This is a genomic window from Faecalispora sporosphaeroides DSM 1294, assembly GCA_000383295.1.
GTDB classification, from domain to species: Bacteria; Bacillota; Clostridia; order Oscillospirales; family Acutalibacteraceae; genus Faecalispora; species Faecalispora sporosphaeroides.
The window spans coordinates 458,686-474,218 of the sequence record KB911067.1 but is presented as its reverse complement, the minus strand read 5'-3'; the positions used below and the strand labels follow the sequence as shown (position 1 = coordinate 474,218).

The following is a 15,533-nucleotide window of genomic DNA, read 5'->3' as shown; positions in this document are numbered from 1 at the left end:
GAATGGACAGGCTTTCGCACAGGGGGAGGATTACGGGCTTTCAGCGGCAAACGGCAACAGAACTGCGAATTGAGGTGAACGCATTTGGACGCAATGACAAAAACGGCGGAGCCTGCCCGGCGGCAGGAGACGTCGCTTCTTTTGGAGGCAAGACATTTTCGGAAGGTTTATTATCCCACCGTCGCGGTGAACGACATTACGCTTTCCCTGCACAGGGGGGATATTCTGGCTCTGGTTGGCGCGAACGGCGCCGGGAAAAGCACGTTGATCAAAACGCTTTCGGGTGTGGTCGGGTGCGACACTGGGGAGCTGATTTTTGACGGCAGCCCGGTGAATTTGAGGGAGTACCACCCGGCGGCAGCCAGAAATCTGGGAATCCGGGTCGTACATCAGGAGCTTTCCCTGTGCAAGAACCTGACGGTATACGAAAACTTTTATGTGGAGCAGTCTCAGAGCATCAAAAACGCATTCGGCTGGCGAAAGCTGGCGCAGGAGCTGGCGCAGGCTGCATTGGACCGCGTTTTTCCGGGCCATGGAATCGACGTTGCGGCGGGGCTGGATTCGCTCAGCATTGCCCAGCAGCAGATGGTGGAGATTGCGCGGGCCACGAGCGACAAAAAAATGAAGCTGATGATTCTGGACGAGCCAACCTCGTCCCTGCCTATGGAGCGGACGGAGCAGCTTCAGGACTATTTGTGTAAAACAGCCGGGGAAGGCATGACATATATTTATATTTCTCATCGCCTGAAAGAGATTATGACGATCGCCAACTGCGTGTATATCATGCAGAACGGCAATGAAAAATGGAAGGGCGCCATTCACGAAACCAGCGAGGAGCACATGGTAAAGCTGATGGGGGAGGGCATTGGCAGCGGCGGCTGTTCGGCAGAGCTTTCTGCCTTTGAGGCTCCCGAGGTCAATCGAAGCATCAGCGTGGTGTGCGACCATTACACCAGCAAAAAACTCAAAGACCTCAGCTTTGAGAGCTTCGGCGTCCAGATTCTGGGCCTGACCGGGCTGGAGGGGAACGGCCAGCTCGATCTGCTGCGAGATATCTTTTTAAAGGCACAATCGAAACGAAACGGGCTCAAGGTGACGGGAAAGGTTGCGTTTGTGGCCGGCGACAGAAAAAAAGAGGGAATTTTTCCGCTCTGGTCCATAGCCGACAATCAGGTGATCACCAAAGCGGCGGGCAGCGGGATGTTTCGGCACCTGAGCCGGGAATGGCTGGAGGAATCTGTCCGCTACTGGTATGAGAAGCTACATATCAAAAGCGACGGGACACAGGAACTGATCACCTGTCTCTCCGGCGGGAATCAGCAGAAGGTTCTGATTGCCCGCGCCCTCGCGGCGGACGCCGACATCATCCTGCTCGACGACCCCACCCGGGGGGTAGATCAGCCGACGAAAAACGCCTTGTACGAGGTGTTCCGGGAGGCTGCCGCCGACGGCAAGCTGGTGATCTGGCGAACCTCCGACGACGCGGAGCTGGAGTTCTGCACGCGTCTGCTGGTACTGAGCGGCGGGCATATTGTGGGGTCGTTTGAGGGCGCGGGTGTCGACCACGAAACGATCATGGGGCTTTCCTTTCAGAACGAAGTGGAAGCGCGCGGCCCGGCGGAAGAAAAAAAGCGCCGCACCGCGCCGCTGTATACGTTTGCGCTGATCGCTATGGCTGCGATTTACGCGGTTTGCGCTTTTCAGTCGCCAATGCTGCTGAGCGGGTACGGTCTGCAGCTGATGGTGGTGGGCTTTGCGGCTTTGATGCTGTGCGCGCTGGGACAGACCTTCATCATCGGGCTGGGGCATATCGACCTGGGCATCGGCAATTACTGCGGCCTGATCAATGTTCTGTGCTGTACGCTGCTGTTCAGCAGCCCGGCCCTGGGCGCTTTGGCCCTGCTGGTCACGCTGGCGCTGTACCCGCTGATGGGTTATGTGGTCTACAAGCGGAAGGTTCCGGCGATTATCGTAACGCTGGGCATGTCCTTCCTGTGGACGGGAGCGGCGCTCTCGCTGCAGGCGATGCCGGGCGGCACCTGCCCCGAATGGATTCGCGCCGTGTTTTATTCCGAAACGCCGCTGGTCAACACCCTGTGCTATTGGCTGGCTGGGCTCATGGCCGCCGCGATTCTGTTCTACCGCTCACGCTACGGCACCGTGCTGCGGGGTTTCGGCAACAACGAGCATGCCATGATCAACTCCGGTTGGAGCAAGGCAAAGGCGTTTATGGCGGTGTATGCGCTGGCGGGCGTTCTCGCCTTGATGGCGGGCGTGATCACCTCCGCCATCAACAACGCGTCCGATTCCTCTGCCTCCGGCACCTACACCATGCTCGCGGTGGCCTCCGTGATCATTGGCGGCGGGTATTTCTCCGGCGGTGTGGTCACTCACTTTGGCGCGGTATGCGGCGCGGTGATTCTAACGATGATCAGCGTTCTGCTCGGCCTTTGGAGCGTCAGCACCGATTACACCGCACTGATTCAGGGCCTGGTGCTGATTTTGATTCTGTCTCTGCGTCTGCTGAAGGGAAGGGGGAAAAAGGCATGAAACAGAAAAACGCGCGTTTGGAAGAGTTCACACGGCGCAACGGCAGCTGGCTGTTTGCGGCGGCGGGCTGCGTCGTGCTCTGGGTTTTGATGGGCACGTGCGGCGGCAACGGCCTGAGCCTGAAGTCGCTGATCGACAATGCTTACACCGCCTCCTTTTTGGCGATTGCCGGTCTGGCTCAAATGCTGGTGGTTACCACCGGGCGCGGCGCGATCGACCTTTCCATTCCCGGCATGATCACGCTGGGCGCCTATGTGAGCATGGGGCTGTGCAACGGCCGGAACAGCATGATCCTCCCGGCGCTGCTCGCCGTAATCGCGTGCGGCGCGCTGGTGGGCTTTCTGAACAGCATGATGGTCATTCACCTGAAGATTCCCGCCATTATCGCCACAATGGCCATGAATTACCTGATTGTGACGGTAACAATGCTGATTGGTCACAATTTCAATGTGTTCACAGTGCCCTCCATCCTGAAAAACATCGCAACCTTCCGCTTGGCGGGGGTGCCGGTGATGATTCTGCTGGTGGTGCTGCTTGCGCTGGCGATTCATTTTCTGCTGACTGCCACCGCCTACGGCAAGGGCCTGCTGGCTACGGGGCAGAACCTCGAAGCGGCCCGTCTTGCGGGGGTGGATGTGGCAAAGACCCAGATGCTCACCTATGTGTTCGCGGCGGTTCTGGCCGGGCTGTGCGGCGCTTTGATTTCAGCCCGCGTGACTGGCGCTTACCTCGGCATGGGCAACAGCTACCAGATGGACAGCATCGCCTGCATTGTGGTGGGCGGCACGCTGATGTCCGGCGGGCGCGCCAACGCGGCCGGCACTCTGGTGGGCTCGCTGTTTTTGTATCTGATTATTTCGTGCATGCAGCTGATGGGCGCGAACGCCGGTATGCAGAGCATGGTGAAGGGCGCGCTGATTATTGCGGTTCTGCTGATCGGCGCGGCGGAAAGCACCGGAAAAAATCCGGGCAAAAAGTGTGAAAAAGCACGGCTTGCGAGGGCAACGCCTCTTGAAAGAAAGGAGCCAGAGCGGTTATGATTATAGATGCGCATGTTCATTTAGGGGAAGACGTCGTATTTGACGAAGAAAACCGCGAGGAGGAGCTGGTTCGATACTACAATGAATTTCAGATTGACGGCGGGATCATCCAGCCGTTTATCCCCAGACCCTACCTTTTGGAGCATGTTAAAATTCACGACAGAATTGCGGCGTTCTGCAAAAGCATGGCGCCCCGCAAGCACTTTTTCGGCATGGCCTCCATCAACCCCCACTTTTTCCCGCAGGATTACGACAAAGAGGCGTTCCGCTGCGTGAAGGAGCTGGGGTTTGTCGCAATCAAGATCACGCCGATCGCGCACGCGTGCCACCCCTCCTCCCAGGATGCGTACCATGTGTACGAGGTGTGCCATGAGCTGAAGGTGCCGCTGATGATCCACACCGGCAACGGGATTCCGTTTGCCGACCCCACGAGCGTGTACCAGGGCGCGAAGGACCACCCGGACGTGACGGTGATTCTGGCGCACGCGGGCTCCGAATCCTTCCATCAGCAGGCGCGCCTGCTGGCAAAGAAGCTGGAGAACGTGTTTTTGGAGCCGAGCTGGTGCGGCACCAACGCCGTAAAGCATATGATTCGAGAGGTTGGCTGCGGCAAGATCCTGTTTTCCTCCGATAATCTGGATCAGATTCCGGTGGAGCTGGCCAAATACCGGCAGATCATCCGAAATGAAGACGATCTGGAAAATGTAATGTGGAGAAACGCGAACCGGATTTTTCGGCTCGGCCTTTGATACATCCTTCCATTCGGGAAGCGCGGGCCGTGCGGCTTTGTGCTTTGCATACCCGGCGCTTTGTTTTCGGGAGCGGCAAAGAAATGAAAGAACGGCACATGGAAAAACGAGTGAAAACAGGAGGATCGCATGATATGAAAATCGTAATTTTAGACGGCTACACGGAAAACCCCGGTGATTTGAGCTGGAGCGGCTTTCAGGCCCTCGGCGAGCTGACGGTTTACGACCGCACCCCGGAGGATCAGATCATCGAGCGGATCGGCGACGCGGAGATTGTCATCACAAACAAAACGCCCCTGACGGCGGATACCCTGCGGAAATGCGAGAGCATCCGCTATATTGGAGTGCTGGCTACAGGCTATAATGTGGTGGATGTACAGGCGGCCCGGAAGCGCGGCATTCCAGTGACGAATATTCCCACGTACGGCACAAAGGCGGTTGCGCAGTTTGCCATTGCGCTGCTGCTGGAGCTGTGCCACCACATTGGGGAGCATTCCGACGCGGTCAAGCGCGGGGACTGGACGAACAGCATCGACTGGTGCTTCTGGAATCACCCGCTGATCGAGCTGGACGGCAAAACCATGGGGATCATCGGCTTCGGCAAAATCGGGCAGAGCACGGCGCAGATCGCCCAGGCCCTCGGCATGAAGGTGCTGGCAAACGACACGTATCGCATCCCGGAGCTGGAAAGCGATACCCTGCGGTACGCGGAGCTGGACGAGCTGCTGGCGGAATCGGATGTGGTGGTGCTGCACTGCCCCCTGTTCCCGTCCACACAGGGGATCATCAATAAGAATACAATCGCGAAGATGAAGCTGGGCGTTCTAATCATCAACAATTCCCGCGGCCCGCTGATTGTGGAGCAGGATTTGGCGGACGCGCTGAATTCCGGCAGGGTGGCGGGCGCCGCGTGCGACGTGGTTTCCACCGAGCCGATTCAGGCGGATAACCCCCTGCTGACGGCGAAGAACGTGATTCTGACCCCGCATATCGCATGGGCGCCGAAAGAGAGCCGCCAGCGCTTGATGGATATTGCGGTGGAAAACCTGCGGGCGTTTTTAAGCGGAAGCCCGGTCAATGTGGTGAATCCCTGAATAAGGAGTGAAACAGGTGTGAAGAAATTTGTTCTGATTCCGGATTCCTTTAAGGGCACCATGAGCAGTCTTGAGGTGTGCCGTATCATGGAGGAGAGCATCCGGCGGCATTTCCCGCAGGCAGAGGTGCTCTCTCTCCCGGTGGCCGACGGCGGCGAGGGCAGTGTGGACGCCTTTTTAACGGCTGCGGGCGGCAAAAAGGTACCGCTGCGCGTAAAGGGCCCGTACGGGGAAGAAATCGATTCTTTTTACGGGATCACCCCCGACCACACGGCGGTGATTGAAATGGCGGCCTGCGCGGGTCTGCCACTTTCGGAGGGAGTCATGCGGCCCGACCTGGCCTCTACTTACGGCGTGGGCCAGCTGATGGTTCACGCGGCGGAGCAGGGCTGCAAAAAGCTGATCATTTGCCTTGGAGGCAGCTGCACCAATGATATGGGCGCGGGCGCGGCGGCTGCGGCCGGGGTCGTGTTCCGCAATCGGGAGGGGGAAGAATTTGTTCCCACAGGCGCGACGCTGGGGCAAATCGGCTCGATCAGCCGGGAGGGGCTCCACCCGCTGCTGCGGGGGTGCGAAATCATCGCGATGTGCGACATTGATAACCCGCTGTACGGTGAATCCGGCGCCGCGTGCGTTTTTGCGCCCCAGAAGGGAGCGGATGCCGAAATGGTGCGGATGCTGGATCAAAATCTGCGCCGTGCGGCGCAGGCGGTAAAGGAACAGCTTTCCGTTTCGCTGGACGGGGTTCCCGGCGCGGGGGCCGCGGGCGGTATGGGCGGCGGCATGCTGGCGTTTTTTGGAGCGCGCCTGCAAATGGGAATCACAACGGTTCTGGACGCGCTTTCGTTTGAGCGGAAGGCCAGAGATGCGGATGTTGTCTTTACAGGCGAGGGCAAGCTCGATACGCAGAGCCTGCGCGGCAAGGTTGTGGTGGGGGTGGCCCGCCGCGCCAAGGCAATCGGCGTACCGGTGATCGCCGTGGTGGGTGATATCGGCGACGGCATCGACGCCGTGTACGAGGAGGGCGTCTGCGCGGTGTTCAGCATCAACCGTGTGGCTGTGGATTTTTCGCAGGCACAGCTGCGCAGCCGCCAGGACATGGCTCTTACCATGGAGAATCTCATGCGTTTTCTGAGCCAGTTTTCGTAAAGGAAATCGGTAAGACTGGGGTGGCAGCAGAATTGCACTGTAATTCTGCCGCCACCTTTATTTTGTCTGCTGAATTTAAAGTTTTGTAAGTCGATGCACTTTAAATAAAATGGCTTTATGCCCAACATTAAGATTCCTTTCCCCGTTATGTAAGCGGGAAAGAAACCCAAGTGTTTTGAATGATATCACGATACATTGGATTTTGCCTTTCTGCCATTTTTATGGTATTCTGTAATCAAACAGCGAAAAGCTGCTTATGAATATGATATTTGAGAATGGTGCGGGTGACAAATATGAAACGATTTACGGGAATGCTTCCGTTTTTATTGGTGCTGGCGGTACTGTTTTATCTGCCGCCTCTGGTTATGGTCAGCATGGGCATCGTCCTGCTGCCGTTTTTGGGGATTCTGCTGGCGGTGTGCTTTTTCTGCGCGCTGATTTACGGAATCCTGCGCCCTTTTGGCAGCTTTGTGTTTGCGCTGCTGGCCGGGCTGATTTTTCTGCCGTCCGCGTTTATCTTTTATGCCGGGGCGTGGGTTTACGCGATCATTTATGCGCTGGCCGCTTTGATTGGCGGCGTGTTCGGCACGCAGATTGTCAAGCTGAGGAAAAAACCGCAATGAGTGCGCAAACCGAGCAGGGGCCTTTCGTAATCCGCGCTCTGCGCGAGCAGGATTTGCCCGCGGTGCTGGAAATTTGGCTTTCCGCCAATTTGCAGGTGCACGGGTTTATTCCGGAGAAATACTGGAGGGGAAATCTGCCGTTGGTGCGGCGGATGCTGCCGCGGGCTCAGGTGCTGGTCTGTGAGGCGCAAGGGAAGATCGTTGGCTTTTCCGGAATCAACGACAGGCATATCGAGGGGATTTTTGTCGACGCGCCGATGCGTTCGCGCGGGATCGGGAAGGCTCTGCTGAACGAGTGGAAGCGACGGTTCCCGGGCTTGACGCTCTGCGTCTACGAAAAAAATAAAAGCGCTCTCGCCTTTTACCTGCGGGAGGGCTTTTCAAAAGTCTGCCGGCAGCGGGATGAGGGAACCGGCGAAATGGAATGTGTGATGCAATGGCCCGGCGCGAGGCAGTGACCGGGCGTAAAATGCTTAGACCGGGGAAGCCCGGCGGAAAGGGGAGCGGAATGGAAGTCAATGTACTGTTGTTCCCGGATTTTGAAACGCTCGACGCGTTCGGTCCGGTGGAAATTCTGGGTCGGAGCGGCGAATACCTTTTGAACTATGTATCGGTGGACGGCGGCATGGTGCGCAGCAGGCAGGGAGCGGAAATCGCCACCCGCGCGCTGGAAGCTGTGAGCAAAACAGGAATTCTGCTGGTGCCCGGCGGAATCGGCACCCGGCCGCTCGTTTGTGATTCCGACTTTCTTGCGCGGCTGGGGGAGGCCGCGCGCAATGCGGAATACTGCCTTACCGTTTGCACCGGCTCGGCACTGCTGGCGAAAACCGGCCTGCTGGACGGCCGCAGGGCTACCTCGAACAAGCGGGCGATCGACTGGGTGGTTTCGGTGAATCCGGCGGTCAACTGGGTACACCGTGCAAGATGGGTGGTCGACGGCAAATTTTATACGTCCTCGGGCGTTTCGGCGGGCATGGATATGGCGCTGGGGTTTCTCGCCGACCGGCTTGGCCGGGAGGCGGCGGAGGAAGCCGCGCTTGGTGCGGAGTACCTGTGGAACCGCGACCGCGATAACGATCCATTTGCCTGTGACGCGCAGCAGCTATAACGCCGGCCGATGGAAGGAGAATGAGCGATGGGCTTTGCTTACGGAGACGGAGAGTTTATGTTTCGTTTCGTGCCGATTTTTATTGCGGTGGGATTTGTGATTGTGTTGGGCACGATTCTCGTTCGCTCCGTGAAGGGAATCTCGCAGTGGCATAAAAACAATGAGTCTCCGGTTTTAACCGTGCCGGCGCGTATTGTAACCAAGCGCACCGCCGTGCATCAGTATACCAACGGTGCCGGGCCGGACACGGTAACCAACGATACCTCCACTACCTATTTCGCCACCTTTGAGGTGGAAAGCGGCGACCGGATCGAGTTCCCTGTAAAGGGCACGGAATACGGTATGCTGGCGGAGGGCGACCGGGGCCGCCTGACCTTTCAGGGAACGCGGTATCTGGGGTTTGAAAGAGACAGAAGTGTGGGATAAAAAACTGCCGCTCCCAAATTGGGAACGGCAGTTTTTGATCCGGAAAGGGAGACTGCGGCAGCAAATCCGGTTTGGCGAATTTGCTGCAAAGCGCCGCGCGCCTACTGAACCAGCGCGCGCAGGCGTTTGGAGTCGAGCAGGGTGACCCGGCCGCGCGAAAGCTGCACCAGACCGTCGTCGGAAAAATATTTGAGCATGCGGCTGACAACCTCGCGGGCGCTGCCAAGGTGCCGCGCGATTTCCTCATGGGTCATGGTAAGCGAGTCGGAGCCCTCGATTTCGCTCTGCTCCAGCAAAAAGGCCGAAAGGCGGCTGTCGAAGCTGGTGAACAGAATCTGCTCCATCGTCCACATCACGTCGGAAAAGCGCGAGGCCATCAGCTGGCTGGTGTAGTCCGCAACCGGCAGCGATTCCTTCATCAGGCTTTCGTACAGGGCCGGTGGGACGATGAAAACGTCGGAATCCCGCTCCGCCTGCACGTGCAGCTCAAAGCTGATGTTTTTCATGATGCACGATGCCGAAAACAGGCAGATATCCCACGAGAACAGGCGGTACAGGGTAACCTCCTTGCCGCCGGAGGATTCAATGAAAACGCGGAGCTGGCCGTCGCGCACCAGCAGCAGGCCCGAGCAGTCGTTGTGCCCCTGGTGCAGAATCTGGCCCCGCGCGAAGCGCCGGGAGTGGGTCTGTGCGCGCACCAGCTGCTGCTGCCGGGGAGTCAGCTTCTCCCACTGAGGAAAAATCTCTTCCAACGCAATCGGAATTTGTTCCATGAAAACACCCCCCAACAAAAACAGACCTTATCTGTATCGCAATCCAAGCTGAAAAATGATTGATTTTCTCTTTCGGACAGAGGAACAATCCACATCATTTTGAAAGGGTATTGCTATATCATCAGTATAAGGTCTGTTCTTGATTTATTCAAGAGAGAGGAATTTTTTCGTGTAACAAATTTCGCAGGTTAGATCCGAAGACCGCACGGGTGGGCGGGTGCGTCGTCATAGCACTGATTGCCGCAAATCAGGCTGTACAGGCGGTAACCGCCGGACAGGTTATAGCAGGAAAAGCCGTGCTGCGAGAGAATGCGGCAGGCCAAATAGCTGCGCAGGCCGCTCTGGCAGTGGACATAGATTTCTTTTTCGGGATCGAGCTCCGCGAGCCTTTCCCGCAGGGAATCGAGCGGAATGTGCACCGCACCGGGAATGGAGCCGCTCTGCCACTCCGAATCGGTTCTCACATCCAGCAGCACGGCGTTCGGGTCATCCGCCACGCGGGGAAGATCCTCCCAATGGAACTGCCGTACCTTGCCGGTGAGAATGTTTTCGATCGCAAATCCGACCATGTTCACCGGGTCTTTGGCGGAGGAATACGGGGGAGCGTAGCACAGCTCCAGCTCCGCGAGATCATAGGCGGTCATGCCCGCGCGGATTGCCGTGGCCAGCACGTCGCAGCGCTTGTCGACGCCGTCGAACCCGATCACCTGTGCGCCGAGAATGCGCCCGGTGGGCAGCTCGAACAGGGCCTTGATCGTCAGGTTCACAGCGCCCGGGTAGTAGGTGGCGTGCGAGGGGGAGAAGATGTGGATTTTATCGCAGTTCAGTCCGGCGGCCTTGGCTGCGGCCTCGTTCAGGCCGGTGGAGGCCACCGTCATGTCGAACAGCTTCATCACGGAGGAGCCCTGCGTGCCGCGGTATTCGCCGGGCAGCCCGCAGATGTGATCTGCCGCAATGCGCCCCTGCTTGTTGGCCGGGCCTGCAAGCGGCACATAGCCGGGCAGCCCGGTGACAAGGTTCGTGATCTCGACCACGTCCCCCACGGCGTAGATGTTTTTGTCAGAGGTGCGCATGTGGCTGTCTGTGAGGATGGCGCCGCGCTCATTGACTGCAAGGCCGGCCTCGCGGGCCAGCGTGCTTTCGGGCCGGATGCCTGCCGAAAGAAGGAGGAGGTCGGCATCCAGCGTTTCGCCGTTTTCCAGGTGGACGAGCAGGCCGTTTTCCTGCGGGTCGATTGCGGTAACCTTCTGCGAGAGCACCAGACCAACCCCCTGGCGGCGCAGGTATTGCTGTACCTCGCAGGCCATGTCGTAATCCAGCGCGGCCATCACGTGATCCATCGCCTCCACCACGGTGACGGAAACACCGGCGCGCATCAGGTTTTCGGCCATTTCAAGGCCGATGAAGCCGCCGCCCATCACCACCGCGCGGCGGGGCCGGTTCTGCTGGAGGTATTCCCGGATACGCAGGGAATCCGGCACGGTGCGCAGCGTGAAGACGCGCCGGTCATCCGTACCCGGAACCGGCGGGCGGGCGGGCTCGCCGCCGGGTGAGAGGATCAGCTTGTCGTAGGATTCCTCATACTCTTCTCCGGCGGCGAGATCGCGGATGAGAACCGTCTTTTTCTCCGGGCGGATCGCCGCGGCCTCGTGTCCGGTGCGCACATCAATCCCGAACCTCTGGCGGAAGCTCTGCGGTGTTTGCAGGGTAAGGGCCTCTTTTTGGTTGATCTCTCCGCCGACATAATAAGGCAGACCACAGTTGGCGTAAGATATATATGGACCGCGTTCCAGCAGAATGATTTGTGCCGTTTCATCCAGACGGCGCAGGCGGGCAGCCGCAGACGCGCCGCCCGCCACTCCGCCGATGATGATGACTTTCATGTGTGTTGTCCTCCCTTGTGTTTTCGGTGGCCGGAAGGCGTTTCACAAAAGCCCGCTCCGGCTTTTGTACCCGAACATTATTTCTCGAGCATTTTCATAATTTTTGCCTTGGGCTGCAGGCCGACGGAAGAAGAAATCAGCTTGCCGCCGCGCATCACCGCCAGCATCGGGATGCTCATCACGCGGAATGCCTGCGCGAGCTCCTGCTCCTCGTCCACGTTGATCTTTGCGATCTTCACCTTGCCCTCCAAATCGCGGTCGAGCTCCTCCACGGTTGGGCCGAGCATTCGGCAGGGCCCGCACCAGGGCGCCCAAAAATCGATGAGCACGGGCTGCTCGGACTCCAGAACCTCTTTTTGATAATTATGTTTGGTCAAACGGATCACTGCCATTTGAATTGCCCCCTTGTCGTTTTTTTACAGTATAGCAGCATCCCCCGGCGCCGTCTGTGACTATATTACAAACAGGAATTCCACGGGAAATTATCGGTCGGGAACCGGGGCGGCTTTGCCGTTCGCGCGCGGAAAGGGGCAAACAGCATTTTCGCGCAAAAGAAAAAATTCAGGGGTTGACTTTTCGCCCCATGACGAGTACAATTACTTTTAGCTATTGATGCTTTAAACCAATAAATCGTTTGTGGCCGGTCAGCGTGCCGCAAAAGGAGGAGAATATGAAACAGTTCAAAAAAATAATCGCAGCGGTTCTGGCGGTTGCGATGGCGGCTTCTTTGGGCGCGTGCAGGAACGGCGGCGCGGCTGCTTCATCCGCTGCGGCTTCCGCGGCCAATTCCGCCGAGAGCGGAAAGATGATCAATATCGGTGTGGCTCAGCTGCTGACCCACCCGGCAATGGATGCTTCTTTGAAGGGTTTTCAGGAAGGCCTCGCCTCTCAGGGCTTTGAGGAAGGCAAAAACGTTACTTATGACATTCAGAACGCGCAGGGCGAACAGGCGAACTGCATCACCATCGCGAATACCTTCGCAAATAAAAAGCCCGACCTGATCCTCGCAATCGCGACTCCGGCGGCGCAGGCTGTGGCGAAGGTGATTACGGATATCCCGGTGATGATTACGGCGGTGACAGATCCGGCGGACGCGAAGCTCGTGGCCAGCAATGAAAAGCCCGGCGGAAATGTTTCCGGCACCAGCGACAAAACGCCGGTGAAGGAGCAGATCGAAATGCTCAAGGAGATTGTGCCCGACGTAAAGACGGTCGGCATCATGTATACCTCCAGCGAAACGAACAGCCAGCTGCAGGCCAAATGGGCCAAGGCCGCCTGCGAGGAGCTGGGCCTGAAGTACCAGGAATTTACCATCTCGAACACAAACGAGATTCAGCAGGTGGCGCAGTCGATGGTGGGTAAGGTGCAGGCGGTTTACATCCCCACCGACAACATTCTGGCTTCCGGCATGAAGAACGTGGCCGCGGTCACCAATTCCGCGAAGCTGCCCCTGATTGTGGCGGAGGTTGGTCCGGTACAGAACGGCGGCCTTTGCACTGTGGGCATCAACTATGAAAAGCTCGGCTACCAAACCGGCCTGATGGCCGCGAAGGTGCTTAAAGGCGAGGCGAAGCCCGCCGACATGCCGATCGAATACCAGACCGAATACACCGTTTCTTACAACAGCGCGGTTGCAAAGCAGCTGGGGATCACTCTCCCCGAGAGAATCCTCAAGGGGGAAGATGTGTCGGCGGCAAAATAACAAAGATAATCCGGTGCACGTTGCCGGGTTGAGGCAGGCGGAACGCGTTCCGCCTGCCTTTTTTTGTCTGTTTTATATTATGAAAAGCAAAGGAAATGAGAGAATTCGGCTCCTTTGCGGCAGAAAGCGGGAAATCGGCACTTGACATTTTTTTCGGGGCAGAGTAAAATACAGCTATTGATTTTATGCTTTAAAACAATGAACGCTTCACTTGGATAAAGCGTCTTTGAGGAGGACGAATATGAAAATGAAACAGAAAATCGCGGCGGCTGTATTGGCTGCTGCGATGGCGATGTCTGCCACGGCCTGCGGGAGTGCGGGCGGCGCTTCGTCCGTGGGTGCAGAAAATTCTGCCGCGGGTAAGACGATCACCGTCGGTGTGGCGCAGTTGGTGACCCATCCTTCTCTGGATGCTTCGCTGAAGGGCTTTCAGCAGGCATTGACGGATGCGGGCTACCTGGAAGGCCAAAACGTTGTTTACGATGTGCAGAACGCGCAGGGCGAACAGGCTAACTGTGTGACGATCGCAAATACGCTGGCGAACAAAAAGCCGGATCTGATTCTGGCGATCGGCACTCCCGCCGCGCAGGCCGTGGCGAAGGTGATCACCGACACCCCGATTCTGATCACCGCCATCACAGACCCGGCGGACGCAAAGCTGGTGGCCAGCAATGAAAAGCCCGGCGGAAATGTCTCCGGCACCAGCGACAAAACGCCGGTGAAGGAGCAGCTCGAAATGCTCAAAACACTCGCCCCCAATTTGGAGACGGTGGGCTTTTTGTACAGCTCCAGCGAAACAAACAGCAAGCTGCAGATCGAGTGGGCCAAGGCGGCCTGCGACGAGCTCGGCCTGAAGTATAAGGAGTTTACCGCCTCGAACTCCAACGAGGTGCAGCAGGTTACGCAGTCTATGGTTGGCAAGGTGCAGGGCGTGTATATTCCCACCGATAACCTGATGGCTACCAACATGAAGAACGTGACTGCAGTCACCTCTGCAAACAAGCTGCCGGTGGTGCCGGGCGCGATCGGCATGGTAACCGACGGCGGAACCTGCACGGTGGGGCTCAACTACGATAAGCTCGGGTACCAGACCGGCCAAATGGCGGTTAAGGTGCTCAAGGGTGAGGCAAAGGTTGGCGATATGCCCATCGAGTATCAGGATCAGCTGGATGTGTTCTACAACAGTGAAGCGGCTGCCAAAATGGGCCTGGTGCTCCCGGAATCCATCACCAAAAACGGTCAGGACGCTCTGGCTTCCGCGGCTTCTTCCCAAAAATAAAGGGTTGCAATCTCCCTTAAATTCGTTTACAATAATTAATTGAATGTTCCCGTGCTTTGCCTTGGCAAAATGCGGAGTTCAGGCGGTGGGGCGGCTCACCGCCTGAAACTGTTATCAATACAACTGGAATAGAGGAACGATATGGAGCTAATGAATTTGCTGGGGGCTGTTCACGGCGCGGTGGCCCAGGGTGTTTTGTGGGGAATAATGACGCTTGGCGTTTACATTACCTTTCGGATTCTGGATTTTCCTGATCTGACGGTAGACGGTTCATTCGCTACCGGCGGCGCGATTTCCGCCATTTTGACCGAGAGCGGGATGAATCCGTTTTTAACGCTGATTTTTTCGCTGCTGGGCGGCATGTTCTGCGGGTTTATTACCGGCTTTTTGAATACGAAGATGAAAATACCGGGAATTCTCGCGGGAATTCTGACCATGACGGCGCTGTATTCGATCAATCTGCGCGTCATGCAGGACAGGGCCAACGTTCCCCTGCTCGGCGTGGACACGGTGGACTTGCAGGTGGGCAATTGGTTCCCGATGCTTTCTCGCTACAATGCTCAGCTGGTACTGGGCGGTGTGATTGCGGTCGCGATGATCTTCTTTTTGTATTGGTTTTTTGGAACCGAGCTGGGCAGTGCCATCCGGGCGACCGGAAACAACCCCCATATGGTGCGTTCTCTCGGTGTGAATACGGATACCATGGTCATTCTGGCCCTGGTGCTTTCAAACGGTCTTGTCGGGCTCTCCGGCGCTTTGGTGGCACAGGTACAGGGCTTTGGCGATGTCAGCATGGGCATCGGCACCATCGTGATCGGCCTTGCTTCCGTGATTATCGGCGAAGTGCTTTTGGGGCGTATCATGGGATTTTTGCCGCGCCTGATCGCCATGATCGCGGGTTCGGTGGTTTACCGCATCATCATTGCCGTGGTTCTGTTCTACGGCTTGAAATCGCAGGATATGAAGCTGCTGTCCTCCATTGTGGTGGCGCTGGCGCTGTTCACGCCCACCATGAGCAGAATGTTCCAGGATTCTATGGCCCGCCGCGCGGCGAACGGCCCGGGCAAAATGGTGCCCGACAAGGCTTTTGAGGACGCGATCGACGATTCGGACAAGGATCCTGACGAGCCGAACCAACAGGGTTAAGGGGGAATGGC

At 57.5% G+C, this 15,533-nt stretch carries 15 protein-coding genes; 12 read left to right on the top strand and 3 right to left on the bottom strand.

Features of this window, described 5'->3' with window-relative positions:
• The first annotated feature begins 93 nt into the window (after positions 1-93).
• From G340_RS0105910 to G340_RS0105870, 9 genes are all read left to right on the top strand, one after another.
• Positions 94-2,550, top strand: a complete 2,457-nt coding sequence (locus G340_RS0105910) for an ATP-binding cassette domain-containing protein (protein WP_326522336.1) — start codon at positions 94-96, stop codon at positions 2,548-2,550.
• Entirely contained in the window at positions 2,547-3,590 is a 1,044-nt protein-coding gene (locus G340_RS0105905) for an ABC transporter permease (RefSeq protein WP_020072734.1), read from the top strand. Before G340_RS0105910 ends, G340_RS0105905 begins: the two co-directional genes overlap by 4 nt.
• Positions 3,587-4,339, top strand: coding sequence for an amidohydrolase family protein (locus tag G340_RS0105900; protein ID WP_020072733.1), 753 nt, complete (start codon positions 3,587-3,589; stop codon positions 4,337-4,339). The genes G340_RS0105905 and G340_RS0105900 overlap by 4 nt, the downstream gene beginning before the upstream one ends.
• Before the next feature lie 134 nt (positions 4,340-4,473).
• Entirely contained in the window at positions 4,474-5,433 is a 960-nt protein-coding gene (locus tag G340_RS0105895) for a D-2-hydroxyacid dehydrogenase (RefSeq protein ID WP_020072732.1), read from the top strand.
• Between the two features lie 18 nt (positions 5,434-5,451).
• Positions 5,452-6,582 carry a glycerate kinase family protein gene (locus G340_RS0105890; RefSeq protein ID WP_020072731.1) on the top strand — a complete coding sequence of 377 codons (1,131 nt, stop codon included), beginning with the start codon at positions 5,452-5,454 and terminating at the stop codon, positions 6,580-6,582.
• 293 nt (positions 6,583-6,875) lie between these two features.
• Positions 6,876-7,205, top strand: coding sequence for a hypothetical protein (locus G340_RS0105885; protein ID WP_326522330.1), 330 nt, complete (start codon positions 6,876-6,878; stop codon positions 7,203-7,205).
• Positions 7,202-7,663, top strand: coding sequence for a GNAT family N-acetyltransferase (locus G340_RS0105880; protein WP_020072729.1), 462 nt, complete (start codon positions 7,202-7,204; stop codon positions 7,661-7,663). The genes G340_RS0105885 and G340_RS0105880 overlap by 4 nt, the downstream gene beginning before the upstream one ends.
• 50 nt (positions 7,664-7,713) lie before the next feature.
• Positions 7,714-8,313, top strand: coding sequence for a DJ-1/PfpI family protein (locus G340_RS0105875; protein ID WP_020072728.1), 600 nt, complete (start codon positions 7,714-7,716; stop codon positions 8,311-8,313).
• Positions 8,314-8,340: 27 nt separating this feature from the next.
• Positions 8,341-8,739 (top strand): DUF2500 domain-containing protein, encoded by a 399-nt coding sequence (locus G340_RS0105870; protein ID WP_020072727.1) that lies wholly within the window; start codon positions 8,341-8,343, stop codon positions 8,737-8,739.
• Between the two features lie 101 nt (positions 8,740-8,840).
• Here G340_RS0105870 and G340_RS0105865 read toward each other — a convergent pair whose 3' ends face one another.
• The 3 genes from G340_RS0105865 to trxA form a co-directional block, all read right to left on the bottom strand.
• Positions 8,841-9,512 carry a Crp/Fnr family transcriptional regulator gene (locus G340_RS0105865; RefSeq protein ID WP_020072726.1) on the bottom strand — a complete coding sequence of 224 codons (672 nt, stop codon included), beginning with the start codon at positions 9,510-9,512 and terminating at the stop codon, positions 8,841-8,843.
• A gap of 188 nt (positions 9,513-9,700) precedes the next feature.
• Positions 9,701-11,395 carry an FAD-dependent oxidoreductase gene (locus tag G340_RS0105860; protein ID WP_020072725.1) on the bottom strand — a complete coding sequence of 565 codons (1,695 nt, stop codon included), beginning with the start codon at positions 11,393-11,395 and terminating at the stop codon, positions 9,701-9,703.
• A 77-nt stretch (positions 11,396-11,472) separates the two neighbouring features.
• Positions 11,473-11,787, bottom strand: a complete 315-nt coding sequence (trxA, locus tag G340_RS0105855; RefSeq protein WP_020072724.1) for a thioredoxin — start codon at positions 11,785-11,787, stop codon at positions 11,473-11,475.
• Between the two features lie 278 nt (positions 11,788-12,065).
• Between trxA and G340_RS0105850 the strand changes: the two genes are divergently transcribed.
• From G340_RS0105850 to G340_RS0105835, 3 genes are all read left to right on the top strand, one after another.
• The gene (locus G340_RS0105850; protein WP_020072723.1) at positions 12,066-13,097 is read left to right on the top strand and encodes an ABC transporter substrate binding protein; all 1,032 of its coding nucleotides are present in this window, start codon (positions 12,066-12,068) and stop codon (positions 13,095-13,097) included.
• A gap of 241 nt (positions 13,098-13,338) precedes the next feature.
• Positions 13,339-14,376, top strand: a complete 1,038-nt coding sequence (locus tag G340_RS0105840; RefSeq protein WP_020072721.1) for an ABC transporter substrate-binding protein — start codon at positions 13,339-13,341, stop codon at positions 14,374-14,376.
• 141 nt (positions 14,377-14,517) lie between these two features.
• Entirely contained in the window at positions 14,518-15,522 is a 1,005-nt protein-coding gene (locus G340_RS0105835) for an ABC transporter permease (protein ID WP_027103883.1), read from the top strand.
• Positions 15,523-15,533 lie beyond the last annotated feature (11 nt).